General features: G+C 68.2%; 10 protein-coding genes. 4 read left to right on the top strand and 6 right to left on the bottom strand.

Features of this window, described 5'->3' with window-relative positions; translation table 11 throughout:
* Positions 1–705 precede the first annotated feature (705 nt).
* The 4 genes from ACH4EB_RS07680 to ACH4EB_RS07665 all read left to right on the top strand — a co-directional run bounded on the left by ACH4EB_RS07680 (position 706) and on the right by ACH4EB_RS07665 (position 6,227).
* The gene (locus ACH4EB_RS07680) at positions 706–1,395 is read left to right on the top strand and encodes a hypothetical protein (RefSeq protein WP_398347042.1); all 690 of its coding nucleotides are present in this window, start codon (positions 706–708) and stop codon (positions 1,393–1,395) included.
* Between the two features lie 51 nt (positions 1,396–1,446).
* The gene (locus ACH4EB_RS07675; RefSeq protein WP_398346482.1) at positions 1,447–2,862 is read left to right on the top strand and encodes a transcriptional regulator; all 1,416 of its coding nucleotides are present in this window, start codon (positions 1,447–1,449) and stop codon (positions 2,860–2,862) included.
* A gap of 6 nt (positions 2,863–2,868) precedes the next feature.
* On the top strand, positions 2,869–4,713 hold the full coding sequence (locus tag ACH4EB_RS07670; RefSeq protein WP_398346481.1) for a DEAD/DEAH box helicase: 1,845 nt from the start codon (positions 2,869–2,871) through the stop codon (positions 4,711–4,713).
* A gap of 311 nt (positions 4,714–5,024) precedes the next feature.
* Complete coding sequence (locus ACH4EB_RS07665; protein ID WP_398346480.1) at positions 5,025–6,227, top strand: DNA cytosine methyltransferase; 1,203 nt, start codon at positions 5,025–5,027, stop codon at positions 6,225–6,227.
* Here ACH4EB_RS07665 and ACH4EB_RS07660 read toward each other — a convergent pair.
* From ACH4EB_RS07660 to ACH4EB_RS07635, 6 genes are all read right to left on the bottom strand, one after another.
* Positions 6,162–6,596 carry a very short patch repair endonuclease gene (locus ACH4EB_RS07660; protein WP_398347041.1) on the bottom strand — a complete coding sequence of 145 codons (435 nt, stop codon included), beginning with the start codon at positions 6,594–6,596 and terminating at the stop codon, positions 6,162–6,164. The two genes, ACH4EB_RS07665 and ACH4EB_RS07660, sit on opposite strands and share 66 nt — an antisense overlap.
* 49 nt (positions 6,597–6,645) lie before the next feature.
* Entirely contained in the window at positions 6,646–7,623 is a 978-nt protein-coding gene (locus tag ACH4EB_RS07655; protein WP_398346479.1) for a NaeI family type II restriction endonuclease, read from the bottom strand.
* A 119-nt stretch (positions 7,624–7,742) separates the two neighbouring features.
* Positions 7,743–9,086, bottom strand: a complete 1,344-nt coding sequence (locus ACH4EB_RS07650) for a PrsW family intramembrane metalloprotease (protein WP_398346478.1) — start codon at positions 9,084–9,086, stop codon at positions 7,743–7,745.
* Between the two features lie 28 nt (positions 9,087–9,114).
* Positions 9,115–9,945, bottom strand: coding sequence for a tRNA (guanosine(46)-N7)-methyltransferase TrmB (trmB, locus tag ACH4EB_RS07645; protein WP_398346477.1), 831 nt, complete (start codon positions 9,943–9,945; stop codon positions 9,115–9,117).
* A 256-nt stretch (positions 9,946–10,201) separates the two neighbouring features.
* A complete protein-coding gene (gene lhgO / locus ACH4EB_RS07640; protein ID WP_398346476.1) occupies positions 10,202–11,428 on the bottom strand; it encodes an L-2-hydroxyglutarate oxidase in 1,227 nt (408 codons plus the stop codon).
* Between the two features lie 452 nt (positions 11,429–11,880).
* Positions 11,881–13,350 (bottom strand): MFS transporter, encoded by a 1,470-nt coding sequence (locus ACH4EB_RS07635; protein WP_398346475.1) that lies wholly within the window; start codon positions 13,348–13,350, stop codon positions 11,881–11,883.
* Positions 13,351–13,973 lie beyond the last annotated feature (623 nt).

Raw genomic sequence — 13,973 nt, 5'->3', positions numbered from 1 at the left:
TCACCTTTCGCTGCCCCGGTGTCAGGCAAGGCTGGCTCTCGTCGACACGTGGGCAATGCCGTCAGACCTTACCCTCTCGCCCTTCGTGCACGGAGGTGCGGTGGCCGCGAAACTTCATGCCAGTTGGTCTGCAATGCCGCTTTCGACCTATTAGTGGCGATTCGAGTCGTTAGGTGAGGGTGGGGTCGGCGGGAACCGAATCCGCGCGCCGACATGGGGGGCGCCTGTGGTTGCCTGCCGGTCCCCCTCGGGAAGGCTGCCGGTGAGTGCCATGCTGGTGAAAGTTGCAGGTAGAAGCCCTACAGAGGAATGGTGAGCGTGTTCGCGCGCGTGTTCGCGGGCTGTGCCGTCTCGGCTTGCGAACAGTTGCCGGTCGGTTCCTTTTCGGTGTCCGGCGGGTGGCGGGCTCGGCTTGCCCGGTCCCCCCCTTTTCGGGGTTCGGGCGCCCGGCGACGGCTAAATTGTGGCGCGCATCACACATTCTTTGGCATCTCTCTTTCTGCTAGCTGGTCCGGGATTCCTCGTCAAGCCTCCCCTGTTCGCAGTTCCGCGAACAGGGGCAAGAGGAATTCGGTTGCATTCTGGGCTGTTGCCTGGATCATGGAAGGGACACGAGTGCCGACCTGACGCTGGTGCGCACGGTCTCCTGAAGCCGAGTCGCCGCCTGCGACGAACTTCCTTATGTGAGTGAGAGGTAGCCGCATGATGGACTTGCCGTCCTGGACTGATGAGAAGTTCGGCACGATGAAGCGTGCCGCGCTGTGGCTTGTCACCGTTGTCGGTGAAGGGAACGTGTTCACCAAAGCCGACCTGCGGGAGGCCTTCCCCGGAACCGCGCAGATCGACCGGCGCATGAGGGACCTGCGGGATCACGGCTGGCGCATAGACACGAACCGAGAGGACAGTAGTCTCGAATCTCATGAACAGCGGTTTGTGCTGCAGGGCGAGCCGGTCTGGGAACCGGGTAAGGGGCGCCCTAAGTCGTCCGTCGCTATCACGGCGACGCAGCGCCGGGAGATCATCGCCAAGGACGGGAATTTCTGCCGCTCGTGCGGTATCTCCGGTGGCCAGATTTATGCCGGCACATACGAAGCCGCTCAGCTCGACATCGCCCGTCGGCAGGTACGCCGGGCTGATGGGAGCACGGAGGTGGAGCTGGTCACCGAGTGCAACCGGTGCCGGGTGGGTGGCCGGGGACTGACGTCTGACCTGGGTGATGTTCTTGGAGAAGTGCGGAGGCTCGGGCAGATGGAACGTAAGCTCCTGGCCGGCTGGGTAGCGAAGGACCGCCGCGACTTCAGCGACCTTGAGCGGCTCTGGGCCGACTACCGGTCTCTTCCCGAGGAGTCCCGGGAAAAGGTCCGCCAGGAGCTCGCCCTGAAGGACGGTATCTAGAGGCCAGGCCGGCGTAGGGCCCGTGACCACTGTGAGCCAGGAAAGCAGGACATGAACACCACGGAGTATGGAAGCCCGCCGCAGGCGGCCGCCAACCAGGAGCTGATCCGGCAGCGGATCAGGGACGCCGAGTCGGCTTCTGGCACCAGAGAAACACTGACCATCGAATGGCGGGGCAACCCCATGCATGTCGAGGTCATCGACATGCCGGTTGACGCGCTGTACTACAACCCGAGCACTCATCGCATCAGGGCTCAGCGTACCTACGACCCAGCACGTGACCGCGAGCTGCGCGAGGCCCCGTGGAGCGTCACCAGTCAGGACTACCTGCACCACCTCCTCAAGGGACTGCCCTCCGATCCTTCCAAGGAGGACCCGGACTTCCTTGCCCTGCAGGAGAGCCTGCGTGAGTTCAAGCAGAATGAGCCGGGCCTCATCACGCGTGATGGTGTGCTGGTCAACGGCAACACCCGACGGGCCGCACTCAAGGAACTGGGAGCCGCCCATATCCGGGTCGGCGTGCTCCCGGAGTCCTGCACCTGGGCCGATGTCAACGCGGTAGAGCTGTCCCTGCAGCTCCGCAAAGACCATCGGCGCGAGTACTCATACATCAACCGGCTGCTGGCCATCGAAGAGCAATACGAACTGGGGCGCTCGACCAAGGACATAGCGCGCGAGTTCCGTATCCATCAGCAGACGTGCGAGCAGGACCGCTGGATTCTGTCCTGCCTGCGGGACCTGATCGAGCGGAGCCGCGGGGAGGGGGCTGAGCTGCGACTGATCGACTTCGAGCAGCACCAGGAGAAGCTTCGCGAACTGCACCGCCGCTACGTCAAGGAAGCCAAGGTGAGCAAGGCCAACGCCGACGCGATGAAGGAAACGCGGCTGGCGGCGGTCGTCCTTGGCTTCTCCAAGACGGATCTCCGTTTGATAGAGCCGGATTTCGGGAGCCGCTACCTTGACCGGCACCTGCCCGATGAGCTGAAGACTCAGTCTGCCGCGTCGTCGTCGGTCACCATCCCAGGGCTCGGCAGGACTATGAAGGCTGCCGATACCAAGGTGACTATCGCCAAGTCGCTCACCGACACGGTCCTCAAGGCGAAGGCAGTGAGCACGGCAGCGGCAAGCGTTTCCGCCGAGCGGGTGCAGGCGACCGAGCAGACGTTCACCATAGCCAAGGCGGCGTTCGAAGAGGCCCTGGTTCCCGCCGGCAAGGATGCCAGGATCCGCAAGCGCAAGCAGGCCGCTCCAGGCCGGATCACAGACGCGTGCCAGGACATCGAGCAGTGTGTGACGGACCTCGTCATGGCCAGGGCGTCTCGGAGCCTGGATGAAGAGGCGTTCGATGAGGCGGTGCTGAAGCTGCGCGAAAGCCTGGGAAAACTGGCCGTGGAGACCGCCCGTAGCATCGAGGTACCTGGCGATGGCGTCGAGTGGCTGCTCGACGCGATGCGGCAGAAGGACTGACGGAACGTGGCAGACAGCCAGGAGCCTTCGCTGCGGATCGGGTTCGACGTCACCCGGACCAAGGCAGCCCTGCGGGTGAACCCAGCCCACGAGAGTGCACTTACGCAGCTAGTGGGCTGGTTTCCCGCCAGCACGCGGCGCGGGCCGCAGGCCGTGGACATCGAACTGGACGACTTCCTGGTTGGTCTGGACGCGTTGGGCAGATGGCCGTCACCAGAGGACGTCGAGTGGGAGGAGGCCTTCGCGGAACTCGTTGGCGGGGTCCTCGACGATGCGGAAGCCGCCGAGCGGGCACTGAGCGGTGAGGGCTCTGGAGGGCTGTCGGTCGCCGCGGAGGATGTGGTTCCTCTTCTCGGTGACGACTGGGCCGCTGACCTCACATCGTTTCAGCGCCGGGACATCGCCCACCTGCTGTCAATGCGGCACGGAGCCAACTTCAGCGTGCCCGGAGCAGGGAAGACCCGTGTGGGGCTCGCGGTGTACGCCGCTTTGCGTGAGCGCGGCGAGGCCAGACGGCTGCTGGTCGTCAGCCCGAAATCGGCGTATGAGTCATGGCTCTACGAAAGCGGTGTCTGCTTCAAGGAGCCTCTCGCGGCAGAGGTGCTGTCGAAGAGCCCCGAGATCGGTACGGAGCTGCTGCTCGTGAACTATGAACGACTGGACCGCTCCCTGCCCCATCTGGCCGCATGGCTCAGAGCGGCGCCGGCCATGGTCATTCTGGACGAGGCGCACCGGATGAAGCTGGGCGCACGAGGCGTCTACGGAAGCTCCTGCATGATGCTCGGCCCGCTCAGCCGCCGACGGCTGATCCTGACCGGTACGCCGGCCCCGAACGGCGCCCGCGATCTGGAGAACTTGCTGTCCTTCGTCTGGCCCGGGCACGGCAGGCGGGTAGTGACCAGCGCCGTTGACGGTGGCGACCTCGCGCACGCCAGCAGAGTGCTGCGGCCGCTCTTCACACGGACCACCAAGCACGAGCTTGGTCTCCCGCCATACGAAACCAAGATCCGGTACGTGAAGCTTCCGCCGCTGCACCGCGAGATCTATGACGCGCTGATCGGCACGGAGACCACTGCCCGGGCTCAGGCGTCGCAAGCGGATTTCGACGCCCTGGGCAAAGCCATGCTCCGGCTCCTTATGGCGGCGACCAGTCCCGCCCTGCTGCGGGAGGGAAGCAGCCGGTACGAACCGCTGTCTTACCGGGTTCAGCCGCTCGAGGTCCCCGAGGACGACTCGCTCTTCACGCTCATGCGCGACCTCCCAAGCTACGAACTGTCACCGAAGTACGCGGAAACGCTGAACCTGGTGGGCCAGAACGCGGCCGCTGGCCGGAAGACCCTGGTCTGGTCGACGTTCGTACGCAGCCTGACAACGATGGAGAGGATGCTCGCCCCGTACCAGCCGGCCATGGTTCACGGTGGTACGCCTGACCGTGAGGAACAGCTCCGGCGCTTCCGGGAAGATCCGGACTGCCTGGTACTGCTCTCTAACCCGGCGACCCTGGGGGAAGGCATCAGTCTTCACCAGGTGTGCCACGACGCGGTCTATGTAGACAGGGACTTCATGGCGGGACGGTTTCTGCAGAGCCTGGACCGTATTCACCGGCTAGGCCTCGACCCCGACGCCGAGACGCGCGTCACAGTGCTCGCCGCCTCGGGCACGGTCGATGAGGTCGTAGAGCTCCGCATGAAGGAAAAGCTCGACTTCATGGGCCGCATTCTCGACGACCCATCCGTCTGCCAGCTCGCTGACCTGCAGGAAGAGACGTCTGTCGTCGGCGGAATGGATGCTGCTGACATCGAGGCCCTGCTCCAGCATATGGACGAAGTGGCCAACCGCCGACCAGTGTGAGCCACCTCCCACGCGGACCTGCGGGCTCCCGATACGCCCGTGGAGGCTTGACGGAACTGAAGAGCGGCATGGTCCGGGTACAGCATGATGTCCTCTGCTACGACACAGCTTCCGCGCGGTGAGTCATCCCGGAGCCGGCCGGTGTGCCGGGGAAGCAATACTTAGACAGTGCGCTGTGATGTGCGAGGTGTCCGCGGCAACGCGGAATGTACCGCACACTTGATGGAGGTCGAGTTGTCAGTGGGGTCTGTCACCCTCTGTGAGGGCGGGCTGCAAGGTGTGTCCGCCGTGGCACGTAGGAAGGAGGGTGCATGACCCGCACTGAGTCCAAGTTCACCTCAGTGGAGATCTGTGCTGGAGCCGGGGGGCAGGCGCTGGGGCTGCACCAGGCAGGGTTTCGTCACCACGCGCTGATCGAGATCGACAAGCACGCGTGCGAGACGCTGAAGCTGAACGTCACGGAGGAGAACGGCTGGGGCGACTGCAAAGTCATTCCGGCCGACCTGACGAAGTTCGATCCGGCAGAGCTGGAGCTGGCGGAGGGCGCCCTCGACCTCCTGGCCGGCGGTGTGCCGTGCCCGCCTTTCTCGGCCGCTGGCAAGCAACTGGGCCGGGACGACGAGCGCGACCTGTTTCCCATCATGCTCGACCTGGTGAGCTACCTGAAGCCCAAGGCCGTCATGATTGAGAATGTGCGGGGCCTGCTCGAACCGCCGAAGAAATTCGAGACCTACCGCGATGAGATCAAGGCACGCCTCCGCAAAGAGGGCTATGTCATCTGTGACTGGCGGGTGATTGAGGCTTGTGATTACGGGGTGCCGCAGCTCAGGCCGCGTGCCATTCTTGTCGCGATGAGGCCGGAGTTCGCCGGTCATTACACGTGGCCGGACCCGGACGAGATCGAGCTTGTAACGGTGGCGGAGGCGCTCGCGCCGACGATGAAGGAGCGCTTCGGCGACTCCAAGGAAGGCAAAGCAGCGTTCAAGCGTTGGCATGAAAAAGCCGCCGCCGGAGTAGCACCCACGCTGGTAGGCGGGTCCAAGAAGCACGGCGGCGCCGACCTTGGACCTACGCGAGCGAAGAAAGCCTGGCTGAAGCTCGGGGTCGATGCCATGGGCGTAGCTAACAGTCCTGAGGAGATGAAGGATCCGGATCGCGATCTCTACAGCACTGACAAGCAGGGTGAACTGATTGGTCCGAAACTCACCGTCACCCAGGCAGCGATCATCCAGGGCTTTCCTGCGGAGTGGAAGTTCTTCGGCCGTAAGACAGCGGCTTACCGGCAGGTCGGGAACGCTTTCCCGCCGCCGGTCGCGAGGGCTGTCGGCGAGCAGATCGTCGCTGCTCTGGAGAAGGGGCTGAAAGACCCCCTCCCCGTAGAAGAGACACTGGAGCGGGAGGCGGCGAGGGAGGTACGGGAGGCGGCTCTGTTCGAGATTCCGGGCCAGTCAACGCTGATCTCCGCGGAGCCTGCTGACCGTGCTGGCGATCTTGAGGGCGCAGTCGCCCGGTGACTCGTGCTCCCAGAACCGGAGGATGGTCCACCCCGCTTCGATGAGCCGCTGGTCAGTGTCCCGGTCGCGCGCCATGTTCCGCGCCACCTTGTCTGACCAGTACCCAGGGTTGGTCTTCGGCGGTACATAGTGCTCCGGGCAGCCATGCCAGTAGCATCCGTCGATGAACACCGCGACCTTTGCCGGACGGAAGACCATGTCGGCTGTCCGGCGGAGGTCCGGGAGAGGCCTGGCTGCGACGCGGTACCGGAGCCCTTGCGCATGTACGAGCCGCCGGATGAGCTGCTCTGGCTTGGTGTCGCGGCTGCGGATCGCCTGCATGTTGCGCCGCCGGGCGGCGGTCGACGCCCAGGAGCCGTCCGGCGGGATCCATGCCGCGCTGTCAGGCGGCTGCTGCCCCTGAGCAGAGCTGTTCTTGTCAGTCACGGTTCTTCTCAGTGTGCTTCGGGAGGAAGGGCGCTGCCTGGGGCGGGTCCTCCGGGGTCGCGAGCACCCACGCCCGGTTATCGAGGATGACACGTGGGCGGCCTTCGTGGTGGGCGGCCGCTTCAGCGACCCGGAAACTCACCAGCTCACCGACGCGCGGCACAGGAGCTCCGAGCCCGCGCGCGACGGCCTGGTGGCTGCCGTAGTGCCCTGGAATGAGGATTCCTTCCTCGCGGAGGACTGTTCGCGCACGGCCCTTTGCCTCACGTACTCGGGCCATATAGTCGCTTTGCTGAGCGACGGTACGCACGACTCCTCTGCCGATCGGGCGCATCTGAACGCGGCGGAACAGTTCGTTGACTCTCGTCTGTCCGGAGGAAGGGCCGAGAATCATTTCGCGTGTTTTCTGATCAAGGTGCAGGAGTACGTTCTCCGGCAGTGGAGCGTCCTGCCAGAGCCAGTAAATCTTGTCGCGGTGCTCAGCTTTGATGGTCAGCTTGCGGTCGCGGTTGTTGCCTTTGTTGAGGAGTTCCGGGCGGATACGAAGCAGTCCGGCGCTCCAGCGGCTCTTCTCATCGTCGGCCCAGACCAGCAGGCAGATGTGATCTTCTGCTTCGGGAGGAATCATCCACCCTCCGAATTGCTGGGAGTACTTGCAGTCGACCTGGATCCCGGCTATGCGGTAGTCCGTGACGTCACCGTCATCGAAACCGAATTCGCGCTGCAAGTTGATCTCGACAATTGACCCTGCGTGCGTCTTCTCCGTCTTGGACAGAGTTTTCCAGTCGTAACGTCCGGTGACTTCGCCGTTGAGTAGCTGGTCGATGGTGTCGCGCAGTACTCGAGCGAATCGCTCGCCTTCTGGGTCAAGCTGCCGGAGGTTCTCGCGGACAGCGACAAGTCCGCCGTCCGATTCGGCTAGGTCCGAGGCCACAGTATTGAGAGTGGCCGAATGATCCAACGGAAACATGACGTCACCTCATCAACTAGCTGGCACCACACCAGCGTCAGGCTCGTGAGCCTGCCACAGACGGAGAGTTGACGTATCCGCCGTCTGGCTGCAGGCAGGTACCTCCTGCTCCTGATGAGTCACTGACCGTAGGGCGGCAAGTGCCGTCCACATGATGGCCACGGTGATGGGCCGGGCACCGGCCGATGAGTCGTGTGGAAGGCCTGGAGCAGGGCTGGGTGGGCCAGGGGTTTGTGGTGCCAGAGGTGGTGGAGGAGGGTTTTTTCCTGGGTTTGGAAGGTGGGGGTGGGGCCGGTGCGGTGGGCTCGGCGGCGGAGGAAGGCGAGGGAGGTGGCTGCGGCGGCGTATTCGGAGACGGCGCGGGCGGCGGTGGGGCCGTGGGTGCGGCGGGCGATGTCGCGGGCCACCGAGCGGGTCTTGAGGGAGGACAGGGAGAACGGTTCGGTGGGGGAGAGCCAGCCGGTGCTGACGTACGGGGGGAGGTAGGTGCGCAGGGCCAGGAGTTCGCGATGGCGGGCCCAGACGGCCAGCCAGGTGAGGGTGGCGAAGACCGGCAGCATGAAGAGGCCGTAGACGGTGATGAAGCCGAGGTCGCCGAGGGTGGTGGCGGCGTTCCAGATGGAGTGCAGGAGGACGGCGGTGGCCAGGCCGACGAAGGGCAGGGTCAGGCGCAGCGGCCGGCGGTGGGGGTAGCCGGCGGCGGCTATGCCGAAGGCCAGACCGGTGAGCATCGTGAACAGCGGGTGGGCGAACGGCGACAGGATGATGCGTACGAAGAAGGTCGCCGCGGTGAGGGAGTCGAGGCCGGTGTGGCCGAGGGACTGGTCCTGGCCGAAGGCGTTGCCCAGGTAGAGAACGTTCTCGGTGAAGGCGAAGCCGGTGGCCGTGATGCCGGCCAGGACGAGGCCGTCCGTGACGCCGTCGAAGTTCTGGCGGCGGAAGAGGAAGAGCAGGACGACCGCGGCGGCCTTGACGGTCTCCTCGATGATCGGCGCGAAGACGGTGGCGCCCCAGGTCTGGGCGTCGTCCGGGGAGAGGGTGGAGAGGTTGTTCTCCAGCCAGTTCGTGGCGAAACCGTTGGCCAGGAGCGCTACGAGGGTGGCGGCGCAGGCGCCCCAGGCGAAGGCGAAGAGCAGGTTGCGGCGTGGTTCGGGATCTATGCGGTCCAGCCAGCAGAAGCCGGCTATGAGGACGGGTACGGGGAAGACCGCCAGGCCGAGGCCGACGAGGAACCCTTGGGTACCGGTCTGCTGGCGGACCATCGCCAGGATGATCACGCCGGAGAGGGCGAGGAGGGAGAAGAGGGCGACGGCACGCGCTGTCTTGCTGTGCCAGGGCGCCGGGCGGCGGCGCGGTGCGTAGTGCCACTGCGCCGCCGCGGGCGACGCGGCGGGAGCGGCGTAGCGCGGATCGGGCGCGTACGCCGGTTTCGGCGGAAGCGGAGGCGGCTGCGGCGGATTCACCCATCGACCCTAACCACCGCGGGGTGGACTATGCCGGGCGCCGCCGGAAGAGGAGGTCGTGGACGACATGCCCCTTGTCCAGGCCCTGTCCCTCGAACTTGGTGAAGGGCCGGAAGTCCGGGCGCGGGGCGTAGCCGGAATGCAGGTTTTCGAGCGTCGGCTCGGCGGAGAGGACCTCCAGCATCTGTTCGGCGTACGGCTCCCAGTCGGTCGCGCAGTGGACGAGGGCGCCCGGCGCGAGACGGGTCGTGACCAGGGAGAGGAACTCGGGCTGGATCAGGCGGCGCTTGTGGTGCCGCTTCTTGGGCCACGGGTCCGGGAAGTAGACGCGCAGGCCGGCGAGGGACGCGGGGGCGAGCATCTCGCGCAGCAGGATGATCGCGTCGCCGTTGGCCACCCGGATGTTGGACAGGCCGTTGCGTTCCGCGAGGCCGAGCAGGTTGCCCTGGCCCGGGGTGTGGACGTCGCAGGCGAGGATGCCGGTGTCCGGGTCGGCGGCGGCCATCTGTGCCGTGGCCTCACCCATGCCGAAGCCGATTTCCAGGACGACCGGACGGCCCTCGAAGAGCTCGTCCAGGTCGATCCGGGAGAGGCCGTCGATGTCCAGGCCCCACTTGGGCCACAGGCGCCGCAGGGCGTCGGCCTGGCCGGGGGAGACCCGGCTGCGGCGCGGCTGGAAAGAACGGATCCGCCGCTCGTGGTGTGAACCGGCCGGGTCAGCCGCGGGGCCCGTGCCGACGGGGAACATCGGCTCGGGGCGGCGGCGCTGCGGGGCGGCGTGGGCGCCGGCGCCGGCGACCGCGTCGGGACCGGGCTCGGCGGCGGGGCTGGATTCGGGGGTGGCGGGGTTCTCGGACACAGTGGGTCGATTCTACGGGCGAGGGGAGGGAGAGGGCGGGGGTGGAGGTAGGGCGGGAGCGGGGGCGGAAATGAGGGCGAGGAGGGGTGCGGATGCGGACGGGGCGGAGGGGAGGGAAGAGGCGGGGGCTGGAGACGGCGGGAGATGGGGTGTACCCCATAGGCCGGCGCATTCGTCGGCCTCGGTGGCAATCCCGATCCCTGGCCTCGGCTCCGTCCCCCGGCTCGGCCCGGTTCCCAACCTCGGCCCCGTCCCCTCAGCCCTGGCCCCCCGCCCCCTCCAGCATTCGCAGGGCTCGCGCGGCTATCTCCCTGCCGATCGGGAGGGACGCCGTGGCGGCCGGGGACGGGGCGTTGAGGACGTGGACGGTGGAGGGGGACTCGGTGATGAGGAAGTCGTCGGCGAGGGTGCCGTCGGGCAGGACGGCCTGGGCGCGGACGCCGGCGGGGGACGGCTGGAGGTCTTCCTCGCGGATCGCCGGCAGCAGGCGGCGGACCGCTTCGGTGAAAGCGCGGCGGGACAGGGAGCGGCGCAGTTCGCCGGCGCCGTAGCGCCAGTGGCGGCGGGCTATGTGCCAGGAGCCCCGGTACGCCAGGGTGCCGGCCAGCTCGGTGGGGCGGACGGTGCGCCAGTCGTATCCCTCGCGGGCGAGCGCGGGGACGGCGTTCGGGCCGATGTGGACGGAGCCGTCGATCCCGCGGGTGAGGTGGACGCCGAGGAACGGGAAGGCGGGGTCGGGGACCGGGTAGACCAGGCCGCGCACCAGAGAGGCGCGGGCCGGGGCCAGGGTGTAGTACTCGCCACGGAAGGGGACGACGCGCATGCCCGGCGCGTCGCCCGCCAGGCGCGCGATCCGGTCGCAGTGCAGCCCGGCGCAGTTGACCAGGGTGCGGGCGCGGAAGGCCGTACCACCGGATGTGCGGACCGCCACGCGGCCGGGGCGACGGGCGATGGTGGTGACCTCGCTGCCGTACGAGATGTGGGCGCCCGCGTCCGTGGCCAGGGCGGCGAAGCGGCGGGCGACCGCACCGAAGTCGGCGACGCCGGTCGTGCCGACATGGATGGCGGCCAGGCCGCTGACCTCCGGCTCGTACGTCGCGAGCTGGGCCGGGCCCAGCTCGCGGACCGGGATGCCGTGCTCCCGGCCGCGCTGGATGAGGCTGTGCAGGCGGGGCAGCTCGGAGCGGTCGGTGGCGACGATCAGCTTGCCCGTGACCTCATGAGGGATGGCGTGGTCGAGGCAGAACTTGACCATCTCCGCCGAGCCCTGGAGCGCGAAGCGGGCCTTCAGGGAGCCGGGCGGGTAATAGATGCCGCTGTGAATCACGCCGCTGTTCCGGCCGGTCTGGTGGCGGGCGGGGCCGGGCTCCTTCTCCAGGATCACCACACGGGTGCCGGGAGCGGCGCGCGTGATCGCGTAGGCCGTCGAGAGGCCGACGATGCCGGCACCGATCACCAGCACGTCGCAGTCGTACGCCATCACAGCACCTCCCCTGGAATCAGACGTATCCCATCATGACCCGGGGGTCTGACAACGGGCCGGGCGAGCGGAGGACGAGCGTCCGTGCGCGGGGCCCCGCCCGTCACGACCCAGCCCGTCACGGCCCCCGTCACGACTCCTCGCGTCACGCCCCCTCGCCTCGGGCACTCGCATCCCCGCGCGCCATCGCCGTAGCCTGCCCGCGCTTCAGGCCAGATACGCGTCCAAGTCCGCCCGGCCCGCCCGGCCCGCCCGCGCCCCCTACGCGCCCGCCTGCCAGCCCGCGCCCCCCGCCACCTACGCCCACGTCTGCCCACCCGCCCCACCTCAGCACCATCAGCCACCCCAGCACCCCACACCCGCATCCGCATCCGCCCCGCACCCGCACTCCAGCACCCGCACGTGCCCCCGCCCCCACCCCACACCCCCGTAAGTGCCCCTACCCCCCGCCGCCCCTAAGCCGGCGCCACCAGCAGTGGCCGCGCCCGTTCGCGCAGCTCCACGACGCGGGGCTCGTCGCCGTACGGCTCCAGGCGGTGCAGGAGATCCCGTACGTACTCGGTCGTACGGGCCGACGAGATGCGGCCGGCCACCTCGACGGCCCGCGTGCCGGCCGCGCAGGCCGCGTCCAGGTTGCCGGACTCCAGCTCGGCGACTGCGGAGACGACGAGCCGCAGCCCGTGCGAGCGGACGTACTCCTCCGTGGGGCGGGACAGCGCCTGTTCCGTGAAGCGGCGTACCTGGCGCGGCAGTCGCAGGTCCCGGTAGCACTCGGCGGCGTCGGCGGCGAACCGCTCGTACGAGTAGAAGTCCAGCCAGGACGGGTCCGGGTCACCCTCGCGGGAGCGCTCCAGCCAGCCCTCGGCGGCCTTCAGGGCCACCTCGCAGGCGCGCGCCTCGTTGGCCTTGGCCTGGGCGCGGGCCTCCACCAAGCGGAAGAAGCTCATCGTGCGGGCGGTGGCCAGTCCGCGGTTGCGTTCCAGAGCGGCCTGCGCCAGGTCGACGCCCTCGTCGGCGAAGCCGCGGTACGTCGCCTGGAGTGACATCGAGGCCAGGACATATCCCCCCAAGGGGACGTCGGCCGCGGCGCGTGCCAGGCGCAGCGCCTGGATGTAGTAGCGCTGGGCCGCCTCCTGCTGCCCGGTGTCGAAGGCCATCCAGCCCGCGAGTCGGGTCAGTTCGGAGGTCGCGCCGAACAGCGCCCGGCCCACCTCGTCGCTGTACGAGGCGAGGAGCAGCGGCGCCGCGTCCACCCGCAGGCACTCGGGCACCATCGAGGAGCGCCAGTCGCCGCCCCCGTACTTCGAGTCCCAGCGGCGGGCGTCCTCGGCGGCCTCCCGCAGCTTGGTGACGTCGCTGTGGCCGACGTGCTGGGGCGCGGTGTCGGCGCCGGCGGCACCGTCCTTGCCGGCCGCGCCGTTGCCGTCCCGTACCTCCCGAAGGTCAGGCGCTTCGCGGGCGACGGAACTGTCGGCCGGGGATATCAGCCATCGCGAGGCGGGCGTCGCGTACGCGCTCACCGAGAAGGATCCGGCCAGGCTCTGCCAGATGCCCCCGCCACCGCGGCGTCCGGCCAGGTCGAGGCGGTACAGCTCGGTCGCGGACCGGACCGCGGCGCCCACGTCGCGCGGGAAGGCGAGGCCCACCTCGGGGGCCGGGTCGGCGTCGGCCAGGCCGATCTCGTGGAGCGGCACCGGGCGGCCGAGCTTGCCGGCTATCGCGGCCGCGATCAGATGGGGCGCGGCGCCCTGCGGCACCATGCCCTTGGACACCCACCGGGCCACCGACGTCTTGTCGTAGCGAAGCGTCAACCCGCGCTGCGCCCCCAGGTCGTTGACCCGGCGGGCGAGCCCGGCATTGCTGATCCCCGCGAGGGCGAGAACGGTGCCGAGCTTCTCGTTCGGCCCGCGTATATCCCTTGACATGCGCACCCCTCGACACAGCGACGGCAGCCCCGGTACCCCGGGGCACGCGTCCACCCAGAGTAGTTCGCCGAATCCCTACCGTTAAGGCCCGATGTCCCGGATGGCGGGTTTCAAGTCCAAGCGTCCGTAGGGGGTTTGGCATGTGCTCCGGGTACGTGTTGCCGTGCGCCCGTGTGTGCGCGCTGGCCGGGTTGGTGCGGGAGCGCTTCCATGAGACCTGCGTGGGTCGGCCCGCTGCACTGGATCCAGTGGGCTGGGGGACACCGCCACCTCATTCCCCGCGGGTGGCGGTCCGGTCCGGGGGGCGAGTCCCGCCTCCCGGACTGTCGCATTGTGCGGGAGAGGCCCGCCGGGACGGCCTGAGGGTGTCCACTCGATCCCGGCGGCGTCCGGGAGGGTGCCCGGCCGTTTCGGCGCCGTGTCCCGAGGGGTGCGCCCGGGCGTTCGAGAGGGCAGCCCGGCGGGTGATCGGCCGGGGTCCGGCGGCCCTGGCCGGTATCGGGCCAACTGGCCTTCGCAGCACAGATTTTGGCCGAAAATCGACGTACGAGGGTTTGCCTTCGGGATCGGGGGCGTGCGCGCGTCTCCGTGCGCGCTCGCGCGTGGGGGCGGGGGCGCCCCTG

This window comes from Streptomyces sp. NPDC018045 (genome assembly GCF_044327445.1).
Taxonomy (GTDB): Bacteria; Actinomycetota; Actinomycetes; order Streptomycetales; family Streptomycetaceae; genus Streptomyces.
The sequence above is the reverse complement of the archived record's forward strand: the minus strand, read 5'-3'. Positions and strand labels throughout refer to the sequence as shown.